This is a genomic window from Flavobacterium sp. CR10 (genome assembly GCF_055814415.1).
Genome location: NZ_CP185985.1, coordinates 3256894 through 3278791 on the forward strand (window position 1 = coordinate 3256894; position 21898 = coordinate 3278791).

General features: G+C 36.2%; 17 protein-coding genes. 12 read left to right on the plus strand and 5 right to left on the minus strand.

Going from position 1 to position 21898, the window contains the following annotated elements; all coding sequences use genetic code 11:
* Positions 1-475 precede the first annotated feature (475 nt).
* Genes pgl through gndA form a run of 3 tightly spaced genes read right to left on the minus strand, consistent with a single transcriptional unit; the run spans position 476 to position 4145 of the window.
* Complete coding sequence (gene pgl, locus ACNRYB_RS14330) at positions 476-1192, minus strand: 6-phosphogluconolactonase (RefSeq protein ID WP_473727663.1); 717 nt, start codon at positions 1190-1192, stop codon at positions 476-478.
* Positions 1176-2705: a glucose-6-phosphate dehydrogenase gene (gene zwf, locus ACNRYB_RS14335; protein WP_473727664.1), complete on the minus strand. Its 1530-nt coding sequence runs from the start codon at positions 2703-2705 to the stop codon at positions 1176-1178. The genes pgl and zwf overlap by 17 nt, the downstream gene beginning before the upstream one ends.
* A gap of 30 nt (positions 2706-2735) precedes the next feature.
* Entirely contained in the window at positions 2736-4145 is a 1410-nt protein-coding gene (gene gndA, locus ACNRYB_RS14340; RefSeq protein WP_473727665.1) for an NADP-dependent phosphogluconate dehydrogenase, read from the minus strand.
* A gap of 338 nt (positions 4146-4483) precedes the next feature.
* Between gndA and ACNRYB_RS14345 the strand changes: the two genes are divergently transcribed.
* Positions 4484-6337: a peptidase associated/transthyretin-like domain-containing protein gene (locus ACNRYB_RS14345; protein ID WP_473727666.1), complete on the plus strand. Its 1854-nt coding sequence runs from the start codon at positions 4484-4486 to the stop codon at positions 6335-6337.
* Here ACNRYB_RS14345 and ACNRYB_RS14350 read toward each other — a convergent pair.
* Complete coding sequence (locus ACNRYB_RS14350) at positions 6334-6744, minus strand: winged helix-turn-helix transcriptional regulator (protein WP_473727667.1); 411 nt, start codon at positions 6742-6744, stop codon at positions 6334-6336. The genes ACNRYB_RS14345 and ACNRYB_RS14350 overlap by 4 nt on opposite strands.
* A gap of 23 nt (positions 6745-6767) precedes the next feature.
* On the opposite strand from ACNRYB_RS14350, the gene ACNRYB_RS14355 reads away from it, so the two are divergent.
* Positions 6768-7511: an SDR family oxidoreductase gene (locus ACNRYB_RS14355; RefSeq protein ID WP_473727668.1), complete on the plus strand. Its 744-nt coding sequence runs from the start codon at positions 6768-6770 to the stop codon at positions 7509-7511.
* A gap of 287 nt (positions 7512-7798) precedes the next feature.
* Positions 7799-9835 carry a fibronectin type III domain-containing protein gene (locus tag ACNRYB_RS14360; protein WP_473727669.1) on the plus strand — a complete coding sequence of 679 codons (2037 nt, stop codon included), beginning with the start codon at positions 7799-7801 and terminating at the stop codon, positions 9833-9835.
* Here the strand turns inward: ACNRYB_RS14360 and ACNRYB_RS14365 are convergent.
* Positions 9827-10243 carry an OsmC family protein gene (locus ACNRYB_RS14365; RefSeq protein ID WP_473727670.1) on the minus strand — a complete coding sequence of 139 codons (417 nt, stop codon included), beginning with the start codon at positions 10241-10243 and terminating at the stop codon, positions 9827-9829. The two genes, ACNRYB_RS14360 and ACNRYB_RS14365, sit on opposite strands and share 9 nt — an antisense overlap.
* A gap of 517 nt (positions 10244-10760) precedes the next feature.
* On the opposite strand from ACNRYB_RS14365, the gene ACNRYB_RS14370 reads away from it, so the two are divergent.
* The 9 genes from ACNRYB_RS14370 (at position 10761) to ACNRYB_RS14410 (ending at position 21880) form a co-directional block, all read left to right on the plus strand.
* On the plus strand, positions 10761-13334 hold the full coding sequence (locus ACNRYB_RS14370; RefSeq protein ID WP_473727671.1) for a hypothetical protein: 2574 nt from the start codon (positions 10761-10763) through the stop codon (positions 13332-13334).
* Positions 13335-13509: 175 nt separating this feature from the next.
* Positions 13510-14766, plus strand: a complete 1257-nt coding sequence (locus ACNRYB_RS14375; RefSeq protein WP_473727672.1) for an aspartyl protease family protein — start codon at positions 13510-13512, stop codon at positions 14764-14766.
* A 420-nt stretch (positions 14767-15186) separates the two neighbouring features.
* Positions 15187-16494 (plus strand): epoxide hydrolase family protein, encoded by a 1308-nt coding sequence (locus ACNRYB_RS14380; RefSeq protein WP_473727673.1) that lies wholly within the window; start codon positions 15187-15189, stop codon positions 16492-16494.
* Between the two features lie 156 nt (positions 16495-16650).
* The gene (locus ACNRYB_RS14385; RefSeq protein ID WP_473727674.1) at positions 16651-17061 is read left to right on the plus strand and encodes a cupin domain-containing protein; all 411 of its coding nucleotides are present in this window, start codon (positions 16651-16653) and stop codon (positions 17059-17061) included.
* 426 nt (positions 17062-17487) lie between these two features.
* Positions 17488-18480 carry an alpha/beta fold hydrolase gene (locus ACNRYB_RS14390; protein WP_473727675.1) on the plus strand — a complete coding sequence of 331 codons (993 nt, stop codon included), beginning with the start codon at positions 17488-17490 and terminating at the stop codon, positions 18478-18480.
* 104 nt (positions 18481-18584) lie between these two features.
* Positions 18585-18995 (plus strand): organic hydroperoxide resistance protein, encoded by a 411-nt coding sequence (locus ACNRYB_RS14395; RefSeq protein WP_473727676.1) that lies wholly within the window; start codon positions 18585-18587, stop codon positions 18993-18995.
* A gap of 107 nt (positions 18996-19102) precedes the next feature.
* Positions 19103-19834, plus strand: a complete 732-nt coding sequence (locus ACNRYB_RS14400; RefSeq protein ID WP_473727677.1) for a DUF1223 domain-containing protein — start codon at positions 19103-19105, stop codon at positions 19832-19834.
* A gap of 281 nt (positions 19835-20115) precedes the next feature.
* Positions 20116-21132 (plus strand): sensor histidine kinase, encoded by a 1017-nt coding sequence (locus ACNRYB_RS14405; RefSeq protein ID WP_473727678.1) that lies wholly within the window; start codon positions 20116-20118, stop codon positions 21130-21132.
* On the plus strand, positions 21113-21880 hold the full coding sequence (locus tag ACNRYB_RS14410) for a LytR/AlgR family response regulator transcription factor (protein WP_473727679.1): 768 nt from the start codon (positions 21113-21115) through the stop codon (positions 21878-21880). Before ACNRYB_RS14405 ends, ACNRYB_RS14410 begins: the two co-directional genes overlap by 20 nt.
* Positions 21881-21898: the final 18 nt, after the last annotated feature.

Here is a 21898-nt window from a genome sequence, read left to right on the forward strand (position 1 = left end):
CAAAATGTAATTAAAATTGGATAATCAGTGTAAAAGCTTTGTAAGTAGAATGGTTTAGATGATTCGGAGAGTATTAAACAAAATTAAGTAAAAAATGAATGTGATTTGTTTAAATTATTGTTTTTCAGTGTTCTATGATTTTTATATGCTTTGTCTATATTTTAAAGTTTCACGCAGATTTTAAAAAGATTTAAGTCGATTCCGCGGATTTTTTTTAAATTTCATCTGCCATATCTGCGAGAGAGAAAAATAAAAAAGTTATGCATTGGCTACGAAGTTTACTCCCGCAGATCTAGCAGATTCAGCGGATTTTTTTCTTTTTAAAATTTTATCTGCCATATCTGCTAAATCTGCGAGAGAAAAAATAAAAAAATCTGTGTTGATTTGCTTAAATCTTTTTAAAATCTGCGTGAAACAAAAAAAGGTTTATACTTTTCAGCATAAACCTTAGTTTCTATAGTTATAAAACAATTTCTTAGTTTGTTCCAGCAGCAACTTTATCTACCAAAAACAATAATTCGCCAGAAACGGGTTTAATCAATTGCATTGGGTATAAAGTCGGATTATATTCGCCAGTTGTCACTTCTTTCAAAGCGTGAACTTTCTTTTCTCCAAAAGCCACTACAACAATTTTTGCCGCTTTATTGATTAGTGGAGCAGTAAGTGTAATACGATACATTTTTTGTGGAGCTAAATAATAAGCATCAACCCATTTAGTTTGCTCCTCTAGAACTGCTTCGCCTGGGAAAAGAGAAGCCGTGTGTCCGTCGTCTCCCATTCCTAGTAAAATCAAGTCAAATTTACCTTCTTCGCCTAAAATAGTTCTGATAGACTTTTCGTATTCAGCAGCATAATCTTCTGGTGTAACGCCGTCCTTATACATTTCAAAAATGTTTTCTTGCGGAATAGGAACGAGACTTAATAATGTTGAATAAGACATTTTAGCATTACTCAAATCATCATTTAGCGGAACCCATCTTTCGTCACCCCAAAAAATATAAACTTTACTCCAGTCTATTTTGTTTTTGTAAGCATCAGAAGCTAATAATTTGTAAATCCCAGCAGGAGAAGAACCTCCTGTAAGAACAGCTGTAAATTTGCCTTTTGCAGCAATTGCTTTCTGAGCCGATTCTACAAAAAGGTCTGCAGCTGTAGTATTAATTTCTTCTGTGTTATTATAAATCTGTATCATTTAAAACTTCTTCTTTTGTTTGTGTATTCGGAATCCATTTGTGTCCCTGGCGCGCCAACAATTCGTCAGCTTCTTCTGGTCCCCAGCTTCCTGCTTTGTAATTTGGGAAATTCTTCGGAGCAGTTGTTTTCCAAACTTGCTGAATCGTATCAATTGCGTCCCAAGCTTCTTCCACCTGATCCCAACGCATAAATAGAGTAGGATCTCCTAATAATGCATCTGCAATTAAGGTTTCGTATGCTTCAGGCGACATGGTTGAACAAGCAAAATAGTCAAAAACCATTTCAGCAGGTCTTAAAGCCATTGATAAACCTGGTTTTTTGGTCATAAATTGCAGTTTAATGTCCATTGAAGGCTGGATATTGATAATCAGTCTATTTGGCGTCATGCCTTCTTTTCCGTAAGAAAATGAAGAATGCGGAACGGGTTTGAACTGAATAATGATTGAAGATTGTTTTTCTTCCATTCTTTTTCCAGAACGCAAATAGAACGGAATTCCCTGCCATCTCCAGTTGTCCAGATAGATTTTCATGGCAACATAAGTTTCCGTATTAGAATCTGGTGCAATACCTTTATCCTGACGATAACCTGGAACTGGAACTCCTTTTATTTCACCAGCATCGTATTGACCTCTTACAATATAATGATCAACTTCTTCAGGTTTAATACGACGAATAGATTTTAAAACATCTGCTTTACGATTACGAATATCATCTGCGTTTAATGATGCAGGCGCTTCCATAGCCGTCATACATAAAATCTGCAGCAAGTGATTCTGAATCATATCTTTCAGTGCTCCAACACCTTCGTAGAATCCGCCACGTTCTTCAACGCCGACTTCTTCTGCAACGGTAATTTGCACGAAATCAATAAAATTACGGCTCCATAAAGGCTCAAACATCGAGTTCCCAAAACGGAAAGCCAAAATATTCTGAACCGTTTCTTTTCCTAAATAATGGTCAATTCTGTAAATCTGCTCTTCTTTGAAAGTCTGCGAAAGCATTTCATTCAATTCAATTGCAGAGGCTTTATCGTAACCAAAAGGTTTTTCAATAATAATGCGATCTTGTTTCGGATTTGCCGCCAGACCAATTTTCTTGATATTGCTCGAAATTGTCGAAATGAAAGAAGGTGTAATCGAAAGATAGAAAAGACGATTAGAACGTTCGCCAAAAGCCAAATCAAAATTGTTGATTTTCTCGTTTAATCCAATGTACGACTCTTCTTTGTCAATGTCAAGACTGTGGTAGGTAATGTGCGAAAGAAACTTTTCTGTCTCAGGATCATTAACTCCTTTTCTTCTTGAAAATAAATTTAGATTTTCTGCAACATAAGCGCGAAAATCTTCATTGGTTTTTTCAGCTCTTCCAAGAGCAATAATCTGAAACTGTTCAGACATACGTCCGTCAAGATACAGATTTTGAAAAGCGGGAAAGAGTTTTCTCTTTGCCAAGTCTCCGGTTCCTCCAAAAATAACAATGATGGTTGGATTCTTTAGTTTATTTTTAGTCATTGTATGGTTTAGTTGTGTTGCTTTATGTTGTTATTCAGTCCATTGTGTATGGAAAACGCCTTCTTTGTCGATACGCTCGTAAGTATGCGCTCCAAAATAATCACGCTGTGCCTGAATTAAGTTAGTTGGAAGATTAGCAGAACGGTAAGCATCAAAATAAGCCAGCGAGTTCATTAATCCAGAAACTGGCAATCCTTTTTGAACTGCAAACTGAATAACTGCTCTCATTCCTGATTGGTTGTCTACTAATTTTGAAGCGATTCCGCCATCCAAAAGTAAGTTTGGCAAATCTGCTTTTGCCACGTATGCTTTTCTGAAATCTTCTAAAATAGTCGCACGAATAATACATCCGCCACGCCAGATTTTAGCAACCGTTTCCAGATTTAATCCGTAGTTGTATTCTTTAGAAGCTGTGTGAAGCTGTGCTAAACCTTGAGCGTAAGTTACAACAATAGAGAAGAACAAAGCCGATTTTAAGGCAGCAATAGCTTCGCTTTGAGAAACATTCGCTTCATCAGCGTTCCAAACTAATTTTTTAGCGGCTTCAATTCTTTCTGGTTTTGTTTTAGACATATCACGCATGTTAACCGCTGCGTCGATAGTTGGAACTGGAACTTGCAAGTCCATTGCGTTTTGAGAAGTCCATTTTCCTGTTCCTTTAGATCTTGCCCAATCTGAGATTTTGTTGATTAATTGCGTGCCGTCTTCATCTTTTTGTTTTAAGATGTTTCCGGTAATTTCAATCAGATACGATCTTAAATCATCAGTTTGATTCCATTCAGCAAAAGTTTTCTGAATCGTTTCGTCATCCAATTTATAACCTCTTTTCATTAAGTCATAAATCTCAGAAATCAACTGCATGATTCCGTATTCAATTCCGTTGTGAACCATTTTTACATAGTTTCCAGCAGAACCGTTTCCTAAATATTCAACGCAAGGTTCGCCGTCTACTTTTGCTGCAATGGCTTCAAAAATAGGACGAAGTCTTTCATAAGCTTTCTGATCTCCTCCTGGCATCATTGCAGGACCGAAACGAGCCCCTTTTTCACCGCCAGAAATTCCCATCCCGAAGAAGTGGATTCCCTTTTCAGACAATTCCAAAAATCTTCTGTCAGTATCTGTAAAATAAGTGTTTCCACCGTCAATAATGATGTCTCCTTTATCCAAGTGAGGCAATAAACTAGCGATAGCGCTGTCAACTGGTTTTCCAGCAGGAACCAATAACATAATCGCTCTTGGCTGCTGAATAAGCTCTACAAAATGTTTTACATCTGTCGTAGCTTCAATAGTGTGATTGGCATCGGCTTCTTGTTGAAGAGAATTGACTTTTTCGGTGTCTAAGTCTAAACCTGCAGCCGCAAAGTTATGGCTGGCGATATTTAAAAGTAAGTTACGGCCCATTACACCGAGTCCTACAATTCCAAAATCAAATTTGCTCATAGTTTTCAATTAACTAAATTATTAGAAGAAATGTTTTAGCAGCAAAAAGTAAGAGAAAGTATGGTAATTCTTTTTCATTCAATGTTTTGCAGCAAAACAATGGTTATTTTAATCTTACATTTCAAAATGTAGACCGCTAAGTTAGAGAAAAATGCTGAAAAATAAGGGGTAAAATCGTTCACTTTTGGTCTTTATTGTGATACTTTTTATGTGTAAAAATTACGCTTATTATTGCTGTTTTTCAACTAAATCGTTGTAATACTGCTAATGCCATTTGTGAATACTTTTATTAGAAGCTGCTTCATGTTCGTAAGAAAAAAGAAGTAAAAAATTATAAAATGTTTATTGAAAATATAGGAATTGAGGTATTTTTGAAAACTCAATCATTGGATCCAAGATTTAATTCATTAAATTATCATATCCCTTTTTATATGCCAAGTAACACAAAGCTTGTTTTCACAGTCATTTTCTTGATCATTTCGAGCGTCTTTTTTAAAATAGATGCGCAGTCCATATTAGAAAACGAAATATCTGTTCATGCTGACAAGAAACCATTAAGAAATGTTTTGGACTTAATGGAAGAAAAAGGAAGTTTTAGATTTGCCTACTATGGCAAACTGGCTGTAAAAGATAGCATCGTTAGCATTTACGCTGATAATACTACTATAAAAGGAGTTTTAGATCAGTTGCTGGGTGCCAAATATGAATATAAAGAATCTCCAGGATATATTATTGTTCGTTATGCTCCTTTAGAATTGGCTCTTGTATTGGAGAAAAATACCGTTATGAGTGACGGACAGCAAATTGTAGTCGGTTATATTATAGATACAAAAACGAACAATCGCCTTGAAAATGTGAGTGTATTGGAGAAAAATGCACTGCTGTCTACATTGACGAATAAAGACGGTTATTTTGAACTACGATTAAAAAATGCGCCTCAAGCCATAGAACTTACAGCCGTTAAGGAGAATTATAAAACGGTAACGATGGTATTTCTTTCTGAAATTAAAATTCAGATGGGAGACAAAAAGAATAAAACGGATTATATCGATGGCGATTTTTCTGAAATTGAAAGATCAGGAATTGGCCGTTTCTTTATTTCTTCCAAACAAAAAATACAAGCGCTCAATCTGGGCGGATTTATTTCTAAAGTTCCCGTGCAGGCTTCTTTAATTCCGAGTATTAGTACGCGAGGAATGCTGAATACGCAAATTGTCAATAATTTTTCGCTAAATATATTAGGGGGCTATAATGCAGGAGTTCGCGGATTAGAAATGGCGGGACTTTATAATATTAACCGTATGAATGTTGATGCACTTCAAATGGCCGGAATATTTAATACCGTTGGAGGATCTGTAAACGGAGTGCAGTTAGCCGGAATCTATAATAATGTTTTTGGCAATTTAAGAGGATTGCAGATGAGTGGTATTCATAATAGTGTGAAAGGCTCGCAAATTGGTTTGCAAATGAGCGGAATTTATAACAACGTCTATAAAGATTCAAAAGGACTTCAAATTGCAGGAATTAGCAACACAGCAAAAGGTTCTCAAAACGGATTACAGTTTTCAGGGATTTGCAATATTGGAAAAGACACTGTACGGGGCGCTCAAATTACAGGACTTTTTAATTATGCTAAAGAATTACAAGGAGTCCAATTTGGATTAGTCAACATTACAGATTCGCCTTCTGGTTATAGTTTTGGTCTCTTAAACTTTAAAAAAGGCGGTTACAAGAAAATCAGTGTTACGAGCAACGAAATTTCAGATATAAATTTTGCTGTAAAAACAGGAGATCATAAAATGTATACTATTTTGATGGCGGGAAGAAGCGATCGAAAAGACGAAGAAAAGCTATTTTCTTTTGGAATTGGATTAGGAAAGAACATTCCGTTAGGGAAACGCTTCACTTTTAATCCCGAATTTAGCACGCAGTATCTTTATTTAGGAAATTGGGATATCTACAATTCCTTATCTAAATTTGATTCCTCTTTTTCTTTTCAATTGTGCAAAGGCGTAGCGATATCTGCAGGTCCTTCTCTGAATTTTTATTGGTCTGAGAAACAAGATAAAGACGGCAATTTAAATACTTCGACATTTGTTCAAGATCGAACCAAGAATTATACTGTAATTAAAAATAACAGCAAAGATATTCTGGGATGGATAGGATGGAGCTTTGGATTGACTTTTTTCTAGGAATTTCGAATAATTTCCTCTCGATGCGATTTTCCCCATTTGATCATTTCTTCGATTACAGGACCAAAAGATTTGCAATACGGCGTCGATTCGTATTTGACCTGAATTTCGGCATCGCGATCTTCAGTTCTTTTAATCAGCATATTCAATTCCATTTCTTTGAGTTCTCGCGAAAGCATGCGTGTCGTGATTCCCGGAATACTGCGTTCGATTTCCCTGAAACGATGATTTCCGTTGCAGATTGAATTGATGATCGGCAAACGCCATTTTCCACCCAAAACATGCAATGTGTCCTGAAGCGCTTGCACTTCTTCCTTCTGGTTTCTTTCCATTACGTTTAAAATTAGTTTGGTATACTCGATGATACTGGTTACAAAGTTATACCATTTTGAATTTAAATTTGCCAAATAATTTTTAAATAATCAAAAAGATGGAAAATCTAAAAAATAAAACAGCCGTTATAACAGGCGGAAACAGCGGAATAGGTTATGCAACAGCCAAACAATTAAAAGAACAAGGCGCAAACGTCATTATTACAGGAAGAAGAAAAGAAGCCATAGAAAAAGCAGCTTTAGAACTAGGCGTTACAGCCATCACAGCAGACCAATCGAATATTTCGGATATCGAAAAACTGGCAGATCAAGTAAAAGCCGATTTCGGATTGGTTGATATTTTGTTTATCAATGCGGGAATTGCAGGTTTAGGAATGATCGAACAAACTACAGAAGAGTTGTACGACAGCATTATGAATGTGAATCTAAAAGGAGCTTTTTTCACTTTAAGTAAATTTATTCCGATTTTGAAAGATGGCGCTTCGGTGGTATTTCTTTCTTCGAATACTGCAAGTATGCCTGGGCCGGGATCTTCGGTTTATTCGGCGAGTAAAACGGCTTTGAATTCGTTTATGAGATCGGCGGCTTTAGAATTAGCGCCAAGAAAGATTCGTGTCAATTCGGTTAGCCCAGGACCAACCCAAACCGAAGTCATGAACAAAGTAGGCTTAGACGAAACCACCGTAAAAGGTATTATGGATGTCGTAGTAGAAAAAGTCCCGCTAAAACAAATGGGAAGGGCAGAAGATGTGGCTAAAATGGTTTCGTATTTGAGTAGTGAAGCTTCGGTGTTTATGACTGGAGCTGATGTTATTATGGATGGTGGGATGAGTTTGGGGTGATTTGTTTAATGAAATAAAAAAAGAGCTTAATAGGGTTTAATTCATATTAAGCTCTTTTTTTATTATGATTTATTACATGTGTAAAACAACTCTTTAAAAATTAAAACTGAAAGCTCCAAAAATCTTCCATTTGCAATTCTCTATAGAAATAATACAACATTGGCTTATTATGCTATTTTAATGTCTTATTAAGGTTTTTTTTAATTTTTTACAGGATTATGTTAGCCGATTGTTTTACTGATTTTTTAATCAGGCAAAACAAGCTAACATAAAACCACCTGTAGAGAATGAAAAAAATAATCAAAATATCAATCGCGTTTCTTCTGTTTATTGTTTCAAATTTTAATTGTAATGCACAATTATATCCAGTTCAGTTAACGCCTATTTTTAAAAGTCCGTACAGCATAAAAATTTCAGATTATGCCGCCAGCATGGATACTAAAATGCAGCTGCTGATTAATCCCACAGATCTTTCCATAAATAACAGACAGGTTCGCTTAAAGCTATACATTCAAGGAAACGGCCTCAATATACAGAGCAGCGATTATGTGCAGGGACAGAAACCGATTTATATAAACGGAGGAGAACTTCAGACTCTGACCAATACCGATATAGCTTCTCTTTTCAGACTGGAAAACTTGCAGGGAATTACCGCTTTGCAATATGCATTGGGACTGCCGGAAGGTGCATACAGCTTCTGCTTTGAGATGTACGATTTTGTAACCAATCAGAAAATATCTCAGAAAAGTTGCGCCAGTTTATATCTGATATTAAACGATCCTCCTCTGCTGAATACGCCTCAGAAAAACGAGCAGATAGCAGAAAGCGATTTTCCAAATATTATGTTTACCTGGACGCCGCGCCAGATAAATGCAATGAATGTTTCGTATAAGTTTGAGCTGAAACAGCTTTTAGACCCTTCTCTTGATCCGCAGATTGCCTTTCAGATGGCTCCTGTCTTATACGAAGAAACCCTTTTCGGAACAGCTCTTCTGTACAATTTGAGTATGCCTGTTCTGACTCCAGGAATGCGTTATGCTTGGCGTGTCCGTGCAGTTTCAACAACAGGATTATCTGAAAATGCGATATTCAAAAATGACGGATATAGTGAGATTTACTCTTTTAAGTACACACAGAGATGTAATGCTCCGACATTCGCTTTATCTGAAATTGTCAGTCCAAGTACCGTAAAAATAACATGGCAAGGAACTCCAGATCATACCAAATATCAGGTTCAATACAGAAAAAAAGCCATTACAGAAACCAACAAAAGGGGAAAAACAACTGAAAAAACTTTTGAATGGTTTTCTTCTTACAGCCTTAATAATCAGGTTTTATTGACCAATCTGGAGCCTGAAACGGAATATGAGTTTAGAGTAGGTTCCAGCTGTACGACAGAAGCAGAAGGAATCCAGAGTTTTACCTACTCGAATACCAACACGTTTGCAATGCCTAAAAAGGAAAATGCCATTGCAAGTTACAATTGCGGAATAAAACCCAATCTGAGCATTACTAATAAAACGCCACTCAACAACCTAATACAAAGCGAAACCTTTACAGCAGGCGATTTTCCAGTTACTGTTTTGGAGTTAGGAAAAGAGCATAGCCCTTATACAGGAAAAGGCTACATTATTGTGCCATATCTGGCAGACACTAAAATTGCTGTTGAGTTTAAAGATATTTTAATTAATACAGATTATCAGCTAATAAGCGGTGTTGTAGAAACAGCATATAATTCAAAGTGGGATAATGTTGTTGATGTAAGTAATCTTCTCGAAAGCGCACAAACTTTAATAAATCAGATTAAAACTGCTATTGAAGAGCAATTAGAAGCTGGAATTTTAACAAAAGATGAAGCAGATAACTTTACGGAGCAGTATACTGAACAAGAGGAGATTTTAAATAAAGTAATTGATAATGACAAGCTCCTTCAGGAACAGATAGCCAATGAGAAAGAAGCTGACAAGGAAATTTCGCAAGAGCAAAAAGATCAATTAGAAGCTAATAATGAATTAAAAAAAGATGTTCATGACAAATTGCAAGAAATTGCTAGTAAACTTAACATAAAAACAGGAAGTGGATCCAGAGAAACAGATGGTTATTTTCAAGGGCTATTGCCATTGGCAAATAGTAGTGGAACCATACAGTTAAAACAAGTAGATGGTAATGGTTTTGTAAAAATCGATTCAGAAGATACAAATTTTCTGAAGACTTACAGTGCAACTATTTCTGGCAAGAAATACACCTTTGTTTTCACTACCTCAAATTCATCAAAAGAGAAAATTGATGAGGCAAAAAAAATGACGGACAATCATTTAAAGTAAAGTGATTGCCAAAGTAATCTCTGTATTTAGCAATTTAGAAATTGGACAAATTTCTTTTGCTTTTTGAGCAGTTTGCTGAAACTCTTCTGCAGAAATTCCAGGTACTTTTCCAGTCAATTCTAACTGAATTAAAGTAATAGTTCCGTCTTCAAAAGTTACTTTAGCCGTTGTATCTAAATCTTCTGGAACAAAACCCGCTTCAGATAATAAAAAGCTTAATTGCATAGTAAAACATCCAGAATGTGCCGCTGCGATTAATTCTTCAGGATTTGTTCCAACACCTTGCTCAAAACGAGTTTTGAATGATAATTGGGCATTATCTAAAGTTGTGCTTTGTGTACTGATGGTTCCTTTTCCTTCCATTCCTGTACCTTTCCAGTTTGCGTTTGCTCTTCTTGTAAATTTCATGATTTCTATTTTTTAAGTTATTTTTTAAAGATGATCAAATCGTTTCTTTGATTTTGATGAGACAAAGGTATAGGGAAGGTGTTTATTAATCAAATTAATAATTTTTAGTATTTATAAAAATAATTTATAAGTATTGGTTTGATTGAGGTTAGAACGCAAAAGACTTTAAACAATAATTTTTCGAAAACTTCCTTATGAAAATGAGTGCCCTAGCCCTGATAGGAGCGGCATCCTTTTGGGGCGGGGTTCGTCACAAAAGATATAGCGGATAGCAGGAAACAGCTCCTAATTAATATTGATACTTCATTTCTAGCGCACTTTATAGAGAAAGATTAAAATCTTAGTTAGAGAAAAGAATGAGCATTTAGTTGCTTATTTGGTTTCAAATTATAATGTGAAACAAAGTAAGTGGCTGATTTGTAGTTTTATTTATGCGGTGAATCTAATTTTATACGAAAGAATTTTATAAGACGATCGAGAAAATAAGTTTTCAATGAATAATCTAACTTTTAAATTTATGAGAAATGCTTTTCTAATATTTGGAGTTTGTTTGAGTGCAATTTTGTTCTCCTGCAAAAAAGATAAAGATGCTGAGCAGTCAAGTTCTGAAACTGGAAAGTCTGAAACTGCCGACTCTACATTAATTGCCGATCGTGGCTGGCCTCGCGAAGCGGAAAACAACGGGACGAAATTGGTTTATTATCAGCCTCAGGTGGACGACTGGAAAGATTTTAAAGAATTGACAGCTCGAGTGGCTTTTTCGCTGACTCCAAAAGACGGAAAACAGGTTTTGGGTGTGGCTTCTCTAAAAGCAGAAACATTGGTTGACAAAGACAACCGAAGCGCTTTTATTAAAAATCTTCAGGTAACCGATATACGTTTTCCTGCTCTGGACAAAAAGAAAGTTCCTGAAATGGAAAAGCTGTTTAAAGAAACGTTGCCTCAGAGCGGAGATCCTATTTCGGTAGATCGCATTCTAGCAGATTTAAGTCATACCAAAAGTCCGCCAAAGGGAATTGCAGCTAAAAACGATCCTCCAACTATTTTTTACAGTACCAATCCGTCGATTTTGCTTATTGTGCAAGGCGAACCGGTTTTGGTGCCTGTCGAAAAAACAGATATTCAATATGTGGTAAATACCAATTGGGATTTGTTTTTTGATAAAACCACAAAAGATTATTATTTATTGGTGGAGAATATCTGGCTGACTTCGAAAAATATTGCGGGTAAATGGACTAAAACAACCAAATTGCCTTCGGGTTTGAGCAATCTGCCTTCGGGACAGAATTTTGATGATGTTAAGAAAATGATTCCGCCTCCGTCTTCTGGCGGAGCTCCAGAGGTTTTTTACAGCAATAAACCTGCGGAATTGATTGCCATAAACGGAAGTCCGAAGTTTGTTAAAATTCCAGGAACTAAATTGTTATACATTGACAATACCGAGAATGATATTTTTGCTGATGAAAACAAAGGTCAGTACTATGTGTTATTGTCTGGAAGATGGTTTAAGTCTAAAGAATTAACTGGACCTTGGAGTTATACTAGTAATAGCCTTCCTGCCGATTTTGCTAAAATTCCGAAAGATTCTCCGCGTGCCAATGTATTGTCGTCTGTGCCAGGAACGCAGGAAGCGAATGATGCGGTAATGTTATCGCAGGTTCCGACAACGGCTATTTTAAAGAAATCGGATGCTGAGGCAAAAGTAAAAGTATCGTATGATGGCGGAACGCCTCAGTTTAAACCTATTGATGGCACGAAAATGCAATATGCAAGCAATACGCAAGAGAAGATTATAAAAGTGGGTGATTTGTATTATTTGTGTTTTCAAGCGGTTTGGTTTATGTCGACAAGTCCAAACGGACCTTGGAAAACATGTGATTCTGTTCCGAAAGAAATATATACGATTCCGCCAAGTTCGCCAGTGTACAATGTTACGTATGTAACGCAAACCACAACCGATACAACGGTTGAAAGCAGTGCAACAGCGGGTTATTTGGGTGCTTTTATTATTGGCGCAACTTTCGGCGCTATATTGACTTATGGCACAGGATGGTATTATCCGCCTTATATGTATTACGGCGGACTGTATCCAATTTATCGTCCGTGGCCTTATGCGTACGGAGGAGGAGCGGTTTATAATCCGTGGACGGGAGGTTATGCAGCAGGAAGACGCGTTTATGGACCTTATGGCGCCGCAGGAACTTCGGCTTGGTATAATCCTGCAACGGGAAGATACGGGCGTTCTGCAAGTGTGCAAGGCTGGTATGGCGGACGTACGGCTGCAAGTACGTATAATCCGTGGACTGGAAATTATGCGAGAACCAATCAAGGTCACAATGCATATGCTCAATGGGGTCATTCGGCTGCGACAAACGGAAATCAGTGGGCGCAGACAGGTCATATTACAACCCGACGCGGAACTGCAATTGGTTATGAAACTTCGAGTGGAAATAAAGGTGTAATTACGCATAGAAGAGGTGGAGGAACAACAATTCACACTAATAATAATGTTTACGCTGGTCACGATGGACATGTTTATAAAAGAGATGCCAACGGAAATTGGAGCCATTATAATAACGGAAACGGTGGCTGGACACAAGCGGGAACTTTGGGTTCGTCTAAAAAAGCGGGTGAAGGGATTCAGAATAGAGCTAACCAAGGACTTGGTGCAAACGGAGCGGGAGAAAGGATTCAGCGAGATAATCAAGGACTTGGAGCCAATGGAGCGGGAGAAAGGATTCAGCGAGATAATCAAGGACTTGGAGCCAATGGAGCGGGAGAAAGAATACAGCGTGATAATCTGCCAAAAACTGGTCAAAATTTAGGAGGTGAAACTCGAATGGGAGATGGAATGCAACGTGATAATTTCCCTAAAGCAGATCAAACGCTTGGACAACCAAATAAACCGCTTGGTGAAGCAGGTCATCCTGATGTTACACGAGATCTAGACCGCTCAGCTTTTTCAAGAGATCGTGGAGAAATGCAAACTCGAAACTTTCAGAATATCCAAAGAAGCGGTGGCGGATTTAATGGAGGTGGCTTCGGCGGCGGCGGCTTTAGAGGCGGCGGTGGTTTTAGAGGAAGAAGATAAATAAGTGAAGGTTAATTAATTCAAAAAAATCAGGAATAGCAGAAATGCTAATCCTGATTTTTTTTTTGAAAATTTCAATTTTTGAAAACTCAAATTCAAAGGCAAAGAATTGGAATTTTAAACTTTAATTTTTTTTCGGATTTTCCTTATATTTAACATTCAAAAAATCAGATAAATGAATTCTAATAAACTTTTACTTGGTCTTTTGTTTGCGGTGCAAATAGTATTTGGGCAGACAAAATCGGATTCTATTTTAAAACAGCTTAGTAAACAGCATCAGTTTGCTAAAATGGACAGTCTTAACAGCAAAGAAAAAGGTAAAGATTATTATTTCTATAAAGGATTATATGCCAATGTGTGCAATAAGCCAAAGCTTTCAAACCAATATTTGGACAGTCTAAAGAATAATGAACTTATAAATACGTATGAATTTGCCAAATTGAAAGATGATAACTACATCAAACTTTTTAGTTACAATTCGGCTTATATGGCTTCTAAAATTTTAACAATGAAATTTCAGCAGCGTTTTACCAAAGAAGAACTTCAGGATGAAATAAACACGCAGCAAATTTGGAAGACGCTTAGAGGTACTAGACCACAATCTATAGATAAGTTTACTAAAATTACTGTTGTCGCTGTAAAAGACAAAGCGGGTTTGATTACAACAGAGGTTAAAGCAAAGGACACTGTCTCTCATTTTGTTTTTGATACTGGAGCAGGAATTAGCTGTATTACAGAAAGCATAGCGAAAAAAATGGGAGTTAAAATTCTTCCAGACAATAATATTTCCATGGAGAGTTTTACAGGGCAGAAGAATAAAGTCCATATTGGTGTTGCATCGGAGATTAATTTAGGAGAATTGAAAATTCATAATGCAGTGTTTTTAGTATATCCTGATAAGGCTTTTACTTTTGCAGATGGAGCGTATGTGATTAACGGAATTATTGGTTTTCCGATAATAAAAGAATTAGGAACAATCACTTTTGAAAAAGATAAATTGACATTTTCTAAAGAATCAGAATCAGGTGCAAACGAAAAAAACTTGTTTGTAGACGAACTAAGAGCGATTGTAATGTTGAAGTATAAAAGCAAAACCCTTCCTTTTAACTTTGACAGCGGTGCAAAAGTAAGTTTGTTTAATAAAGCGTTTTATGAAACATTCAAAACCGATCTTGATTCTATAGGTACTTTAGAAACGACAAAATCTTCCAGCGCTGGTGCAGAAGTTGTTTCGACCGAAGTTTTAGTTTTAAAAGATCAGCCAATATCACTCGGAAATAAAACAATTCAGCTTCCAAAAATGGAAATTGCCCCAAAGGATTATGGCGTTTATGGCGAAGTAAACTATGGGAATATCGGTCAGGATGTTCTCAGCCAATTTGAAAAAGTCGTGATTAGTTTTGATGGCAATTATTTGAAGTTAGAGAATTAAAACGAACCACAGAACAATTATATAAATCAGGATAGTAATAACATACTATGCCTGATTTTTTATTTTTATTTTAACCTTAAAGAGCGCTCAGATTTAACCAATGTTCATAAAGCTTCGGTTAATAAAGGTTATCAAATCCTTTTTAATCCTTTTAATCAGTGGCAAAAAGAAATAAAGGCAAAGCTTTGCGTTCTTTGCGCTTTTACAAAGTCCTATAATTAAAAATCCTTGCTCCCGATAGCTATCGGGATTGCGGTAAAAATCCCTCTCATTTACATCTCACAATTCACAACTTACAGCCTGTCCATTTCACCCTGAAGTTTGTCCGTTTCACCTATTTTCTGATTTCGTAAGAAGGGTTATCGAAATACTTTTGATGAAGAAATTAACGAATAACACTAATTTAAAAATCAAAAAAAAATGAAAACACTTCAGAGAAACAAACATTCTTTTATACAAACAATTGCAACTGGAACTTTTATGCTGTTGGCATCGGCCTCTTTTGCACAGAATAAAGACAAGCAAACTAAAAATGACACAAGTTTAATTCGCCCTTATCATATCAGTGTCTCAGAGGAAGCGATTACAGATCTTCGCAATCGCATCAATGCTACAAGATGGCCAGATAAGGAAACGGTAAATGATCAGTCGCAAGGAGTAAAACTGAATCAGATTCAAAGTCTTGTAAAATATTGGGGAACGGACTATGATTGGCATAAAGCCGAAGACAAACTAAATGCTTTGCCTCAGTTCGTAACAAACATAGACGGATTGGATATTCAGTTTGTTCATGTAAAATCGAAACACAAAAATGCAATGCCACTGATTATTACACATGGTTGGCCAGGTTCGGTTTTTGAACTTTTAAAAGTGGTTGGACCGCTTACAGATCCAACTTCTTACGGAGGAAAGGCGGAAGATGCTTTTGATTTGGTAATTCCTTCTATGCCAGGTTACGGTTTTTCAGAAAAACCAAAAGCAGCAGGATGGGGGCCAGAGAAAATTGGAAATGCTTGGGATGTTTTAATGAAACGTTTAGGCTATAAACACTATGTTTCGCAAGGTGGTGATTGGGGTTCTGTCATTGCAGATGCTATGGCACGCCAAGCTCCAGAAGGTTTATTAGGAATTCATGTGAATATGCCAGCGACTGTTCCTGCCGATGTTGCTAAGGCTTTAAAAGATGGCGATCCAGCTCCTGCAGGATTATCGGTTAAGGAAAAAGTAGCCTTTAACTCTCTAAACAAATTATATACAAATGGCGGTGGTTATGCCGGAATGATGGTTACACGCCCTCAGACTTTAGGTTACGGATTGACAGATTCTCCTGTAGGATTGGCTTCATTCTTCTTGGATAAATTCAACGAATGGACATACAGCGGAGGAAATGCCGAAAAATCACTTACCAAAGACGAAATGCTGGACGATATTTCATTGTATTGGCTAACTAATACCGCTAATTCTTCGGCTCAATTGTATTGGGAAAATAACAATAACAATTTTAATGCTTTCGAACAGAAAACAGCTGATATTAAAATCCCGGTAGCAATAACGGTTTTTCCTGGAGAGATATATCAAGCTCCAAAAAGCTGGGCTGAAAAAGCATACAAAAACTTATCTTATTACAATGAAGTAAATAAAGGCGGTCATTTTGCTTCATGGGAAGAACCACAAATTTTTACAGTTGAACTTCGTGATGCTTTCAGAAGTTTAAGAGGAAAACATTAATTAAGAACATAGGGAAAAAAATAAAAGTTGTTTCACGCAGATTTTACAGATTAACGCAGATATAAATTAAAAAAAATCTGCCAGATCAGCGCAAATCTTTTTGAAATCTGCGTGAAATAAATGAAATATACACTAGACTAAAAAACATAAAAAATCATGGAAACGAAAAAACAAAAAACATGGGTTATAATCGCAATTATTGTTTTAGGAATCATTGCCTTTTTAGTTCCGAATCAGATTACTGCACAAGGAGTAAAACGCATCGATTTGCAAAAACATGATCTAAGCACTCCAGGAAAAGAAATGGTACAAGCACGAATCGATTTTGACGGACATTCAGCTTTCGGAAAACACTCTCATCCAGGCGAAGAAGTTATTTATGTGGTTGAAGGTTCGTTGGAATATCAGATAGAAGACGAAAAACCTGTAACACTAAAAGCAGGAGAAGTGCTTTTTATTCCAGCAGGCGTAGTGCATTCTGCTAAAAATAATACAAATACTAAAGCATCAGAACTAGCAACCTATATCATAGAAAAAGGGAAACCTATTTTGACGATGAAGAAATAGTTTCAAGTTGAAATGCTGGTAGTTTTTTAACGCAAAGTGCGCAAGGGATTTTCGCAAAGGACGCGAAGTTTTGTTTAAGGAGAATGTCAGTAGACATTAAGCTCGCAAAGTTTTGTGTTGAAATTTTAGCCACAGATTAAATTGATTTTCACAGATTTTAATCATTTTAATCCTTTAATCTGTGGCTAAAAAAGTAAAGTTTAGAAGATAAATCTTTGTGAACTTAAAAAAAACTTAGTTTCAACTCAAAAATCTTTGTGCTCTTTGCGAAAAACCTCTGCACACTCTGCGATACAAAAACAAAGACTGTCCATTTCACCTTAAACTTTGTCCACTTCACCTTTTTTTACCTTTTAAAACAAGCATTGTCAAAATACCTTTGACGAAGAAATTAACTGATAATCAACTAATAAAATGAAAATAATCATGAAAACACTATCAAATATTCTAATCGCTATTCTTTTTATGAATGTAGCTTTCACTCAAGCACAAACTTCACAGAAAAAAACAATTGAAGTAAACAGTTCTTTAGGAACATTAAAACAAATCAATGCCGGATTGTTAAACGTGGGTTATACCGAAGCAGGTCCGTCAAACGGAACGCCAGTAATCTTGCTTCATGGTTGGCCATACGATATTCACAGTTACAATGAAGTCGTTCCGATTTTAGTGGCAAAAGGATATCACGTTTTTACCCCGTATTTAAGAGGATTTGGAACTACAACTTTTCTTTCTAAAGACACTTTCAGAAACGGTCAGCAGGCAGCTTTGGCTAGTGATATTATCGCTTTCATGGATGCGCTAAAAATAGATAAAGCTGTAATTGGCGGTTTCGATTGGGGAGCAAGAACAGCGGTTGTAATGTCAGTACTTTGGCCAGAGCGCGTAAAAGGTTTAGTTTCGGTAAGTGGTTACTTGGTGGTGAATTTAGAAGCAAATTTAAAACCGCTTCCTCCAACTGCTGAATTAGGATGGTGGTACCAATACTATTTCGCAACGGAAAGAGGAAAACAGGGTTACACGCAAAACACTTATGATTTTGATAAACTGATCTGGAAAATCGCTTCTCCGTTATGGAACTTCGACAAAGCTACTTACGATCAAACAGCGCAATCTTTTGATAATCCAGATCACGTAGCGATTGTGATTCACAATTACAGATGGAGACAGTCACTTGAAGCAGGTGAGACTAAATATGATAATCTAGAAAAACGTTTAGCAGCAAAACCAGAAATTAAAGTTCCGACTATTACAATAGGAAGTGATTTTGATGGCGCTTTCGCGGATGGAAAAGCGTACGCAAACAAATTCACGGGAAAATACGAACACAGAATTTTAAAAGGCATCGGACATAACGTTCCGCAAGAAGACCCAAAAGCGTTTGCTCAGGCGATAATTGATGTAGCGAACCTGAAATAAATTCCAATTTTTAAATTTCCAAATACCAATATCAATATCAAGAATCAATAAATATTAATTTTTAAATAATCTAAAATCAACAATCTAAAATCTAAAAAATTATCATGGAAACAAAAGTTTTATACACAGGAAAAACACACACAACAGGTGGTAGAGAAGGAGCTTCTCAAAGTTCAGATGAACAATTGAATATCAAATTAAGCACACCGGGATCTTCACGTCCGGGAACAAATCCAGAACAGTTATTTGCGGCAGGATGGTCGGCTTGTTTTATTGGAGCACTTGGAATTGCTGCTTCTAAACTGAGAGTTAGACTTCCAGCTGAAACTGCGGTAGACGCTGAGGTTGATTTATGTGTAACCGAAGGTGAATATTCTCTTCAGGCAAGATTAAATATCAGCCTTCCGGGAATTGATGTTCAAACTGCAGAAGCTTTGGCAGCTCAAGCGCATCAGACTTGTCCGTATTCTAAAGCAACTAGAGGAAATATAAACGTTGAGATTAATATTCTTTAAAAAGAGTTTTAAATTATGAATTATGAGTTATGAGTTGACCTGAAAACTCTACTCTTAACAAACCTGACGGGTTTTAAAAACCTGTCAGGTTTAATTAAATAGAAATTATGAAAAGGATAAAAATAATATTGATTTTTTCGCTGTTTCTTCTGATTGGAAATAGCATATTCAGCCAAAACAATTCAAAAGGTTTTGCACTTTTAGAATTATATACTTCAGAAGGCTGTTCAAGCTGTCCGCCAGCAGATGAACTGCTTGGGAAAATTCAGAATGAATACAAGGATAAGAACGTTTATGTATTGGCGTATCATGTAGATTATTGGGACAAACAAGGCTGGAAAGATATTTTTAGCAATGCTGATTTTACTAAAAGACAATACGATTACGCTCAATTTATGGGAAAAGAGCCAATTTATACGCCTCAGGTAATCATTAACGGAAAAACAGATTTTATCGGTTCTCAGGAAACGAGCCTTAGAAATGGAATTAAATCGGCACTTTCTAAACCAGTTTCGGCGAGTTTAAATTTAGAAGCAAATCAAAATGCTAATTCGCTTTCTGTAAATTATAATGTAGAAGGCACTTCAAAAAATAGCCGTTTATTGATTGCGGTTGTTCAGAAAGAAGCTAAAAGCAACGTAAAAAGAGGCGAGAATGCGAATCGTGTTTTATCGCATTATCAGATTGTTCGTAATCTGCAATCTGTAGATTTAAACAAAACCAAAAAAGGAACAGCGGCAATTCATCTTCCAAAAAACTACAATACACAAGATTTTGAAATCATCGGTTTTATTCAAGATATGAATTCAGGTGCTATTTTAGGAGTTAAGAGAGCTTAGTTTTTTATTTCACGCAGATTGTTTTTAATCTCGCAAAGTCACGGAGGCGCAAAGTTTTTTATTCTCATTTTTTGTCATTTCGACGAAGGAGAAATCTCCGTAAGAAGCTCTACAAAGATTGGCGACGTGCTGTGTGGAGTTACTTACGGAGATTTCTCCTTCGTCGAAATGACAACTGTGTGGGAAACTGGGAAAAAAATCCACATACATCTGCTAAAATCCTATAAAATCTGCGTGAAATCTTTTTCAAATAAAACTATCTTTGACTATAAACTACAATTATGGAAAAAACAAAACGTTTTCAGGTTTCGCTCAAAGTCATTTGGGGAAGTTCGATTGCATTGGCGGTTATGGCTTCGATACCTAAATTATTTGATGCCGATTCTACACCTGGAGATCTTATTATAAATTCTTCGATTACGCTGTTGTTTTCTCTTTTTATATGGTATTACAACATCTACAGTTTGCCCAAATTTTCTGCTAATCATGCCAATAAAAGCCTCTTTAATTGGAAGCTTTTGCTGAGTGTTATTTTGGGGATTGTCTTGATGGTGATTCTGGTAATTGCACATCAGGAATTGTTTCAGGTTTCAAGAATGGATGCTCCAATCATGTTTGAACTTCGAGGAGTTTTAATCAACTTGATTGTGTATATGTTCCTGCATCTCCTTTTTCAGAACTATCAAACACAGCAAATGGGAGTCGAACTAGAACGCACCAAAGCTGTAAATCTAGGCGCTCAATACGAATTATTGAAACAGCAGGTCAATCCGCATTTTTTGTTCAATAGTTTAAATACGTTGAAATCTATGGTTGATATTCAAGACCCGCAGAGTTCAGACTTTATTTTGAAATTATCCGATTTTTATCGTTTTACGCTCGAAAGCCGAAAAATGGATTTGATTCCGCTAAGCGAAGAACTTCAGATTTTAGATTCGTATGTTTATCTGCTGAAAGCGCGTTTTGAAGACGGATTTGTTTTAGAAAATGAAGTAAATCCCAAACAGTACGATTCGGCAATTCCGCCTTTCACATTGCAATTGTTAATTGAAAACTGCATCAAACACAATGTCGTTTCTTTAGATAAGCCGTTGAAAATAAAACTCTATACAGAAAATGAGTTTTTAGTGGTCGAAAATAAGATTCAGCTCAAAAGAGGCGCTGTGTCTACAGGTGTTGGTTTAGATAATATCAACCAGCGTTTTATGCACCTGATTAATAAAGAAATTGAAATTGACAAAGACGAAACTACCTTTAAAGTAAAAATACCACTTGATTATGACTATCATAATAATTGAAGATGAAGTAAAAACTGCCAAAGCTCTTGGCCAACTTATTCTGAGCATCAGACCTGATGTTCAGATTTTGTCTTATATACAAAGCATTGACGTGGCGGTGGATTATCTTTCAGAAAACGATCAGCCCGATTTGATTTTTATGGATATTCAGCTGGCAGACGGTCAGTGTTTTGAGATTTTTAAGAATGTTGAGGTTTTATCGCCTGTAATTTTCTGTACCGCTTTTGATGATTATGCCATCGATGCCTTTAAATCAAACGGAATTGATTATGTTTTAAAGCCTTTTTCAAGAGAAAGTATTTCGCAAGCTTTGAAGAAAGCGGGAGAACTGAAAAATTTCTTTCAAAGAAATAAAAAAGCAATGCCCGATTTTGATTATTTGCTGACGCGAAATGGAGAAAACAAAGGGAAAAGCAGTTTTTTGGTTTTTAAAAACAATAAATACCAAACGGTTTTAACGGAGAATATTGCGTTTTTTTATATCAAAAATGAAACGCCAACGATTATGACTTTAGATAAAAATGAATATCCGTTAACGCAGTCTTTGGATGATATTCATAAACTTTTATCGCCAATTCAGTTTTTTAGGGTTAACAGACAGTATTTGGTTAATTTTACAGCTATAAGAGAAGCAGAACATTATTTCTCGAGAAAGATATTGGTAAAATTAAGTGTTCCAACAGAAGAAAAAATATTGGTAGGAAAAGAAAAAGCAACAGCATTTTTGAGTTGGCTGGAAAATAGATAACCAATTAATTTATTGATG

Bases quoted from the DNA above. Each gene is read 5' to 3' on its own strand.
- ACNRYB_RS14400 (WP_473727677.1), top strand. From the start codon at position 19,103: ATGAAAAGGATAAAAATAATATTGATTTTTTCGCTGTTTCTTCTGATT.
- ACNRYB_RS14345 (WP_473727666.1), top strand. From the start codon at position 4,484: ATGTTTATTGAAAATATAGGAATTGAGGTATTTTTGAAAACTCAATCA.
- ACNRYB_RS14375 (WP_473727672.1), top strand. From the start codon at position 13,510: ATGAATTCTAATAAACTTTTACTTGGTCTTTTGTTTGCGGTGCAAATA.
- ACNRYB_RS14410 (WP_473727679.1), top strand. From the start codon at position 21,113: ATGACTATCATAATAATTGAAGATGAAGTAAAAACTGCCAAAGCTCTT.
- gndA (WP_473727665.1), bottom strand. From the start codon at position 4,145: ATGAGCAAATTTGATTTTGGAATTGTAGGACTCGGTGTAATGGGCCGT.
- ACNRYB_RS14370 (WP_473727671.1), top strand. From the start codon at position 10,761: ATGAGAAATGCTTTTCTAATATTTGGAGTTTGTTTGAGTGCAATTTTG.
- ACNRYB_RS14395 (WP_473727676.1), top strand. From the start codon at position 18,585: ATGGAAACAAAAGTTTTATACACAGGAAAAACACACACAACAGGTGGT.
- ACNRYB_RS14355 (WP_473727668.1), top strand. From the start codon at position 6,768: ATGGAAAATCTAAAAAATAAAACAGCCGTTATAACAGGCGGAAACAGC.
- ACNRYB_RS14390 (WP_473727675.1), top strand. From the start codon at position 17,488: ATGAAAACACTATCAAATATTCTAATCGCTATTCTTTTTATGAATGTA.
- zwf (WP_473727664.1), bottom strand. From the start codon at position 2,705: ATGACTAAAAATAAACTAAAGAATCCAACCATCATTGTTATTTTTGGA.
- ACNRYB_RS14365 (WP_473727670.1), bottom strand. From the start codon at position 10,243: ATGAAATTTACAAGAAGAGCAAACGCAAACTGGAAAGGTACAGGAATG.
- ACNRYB_RS14380 (WP_473727673.1), top strand. From the start codon at position 15,187: ATGAAAACACTTCAGAGAAACAAACATTCTTTTATACAAACAATTGCA.
- pgl (WP_473727663.1), bottom strand. From the start codon at position 1,192: ATGATACAGATTTATAATAACACAGAAGAAATTAATACTACAGCTGCA.
- ACNRYB_RS14405 (WP_473727678.1), top strand. From the start codon at position 20,116: ATGGAAAAAACAAAACGTTTTCAGGTTTCGCTCAAAGTCATTTGGGGA.
- ACNRYB_RS14360 (WP_473727669.1), top strand. From the start codon at position 7,799: ATGAAAAAAATAATCAAAATATCAATCGCGTTTCTTCTGTTTATTGTT.
- ACNRYB_RS14385 (WP_473727674.1), top strand. From the start codon at position 16,651: ATGGAAACGAAAAAACAAAAAACATGGGTTATAATCGCAATTATTGTT.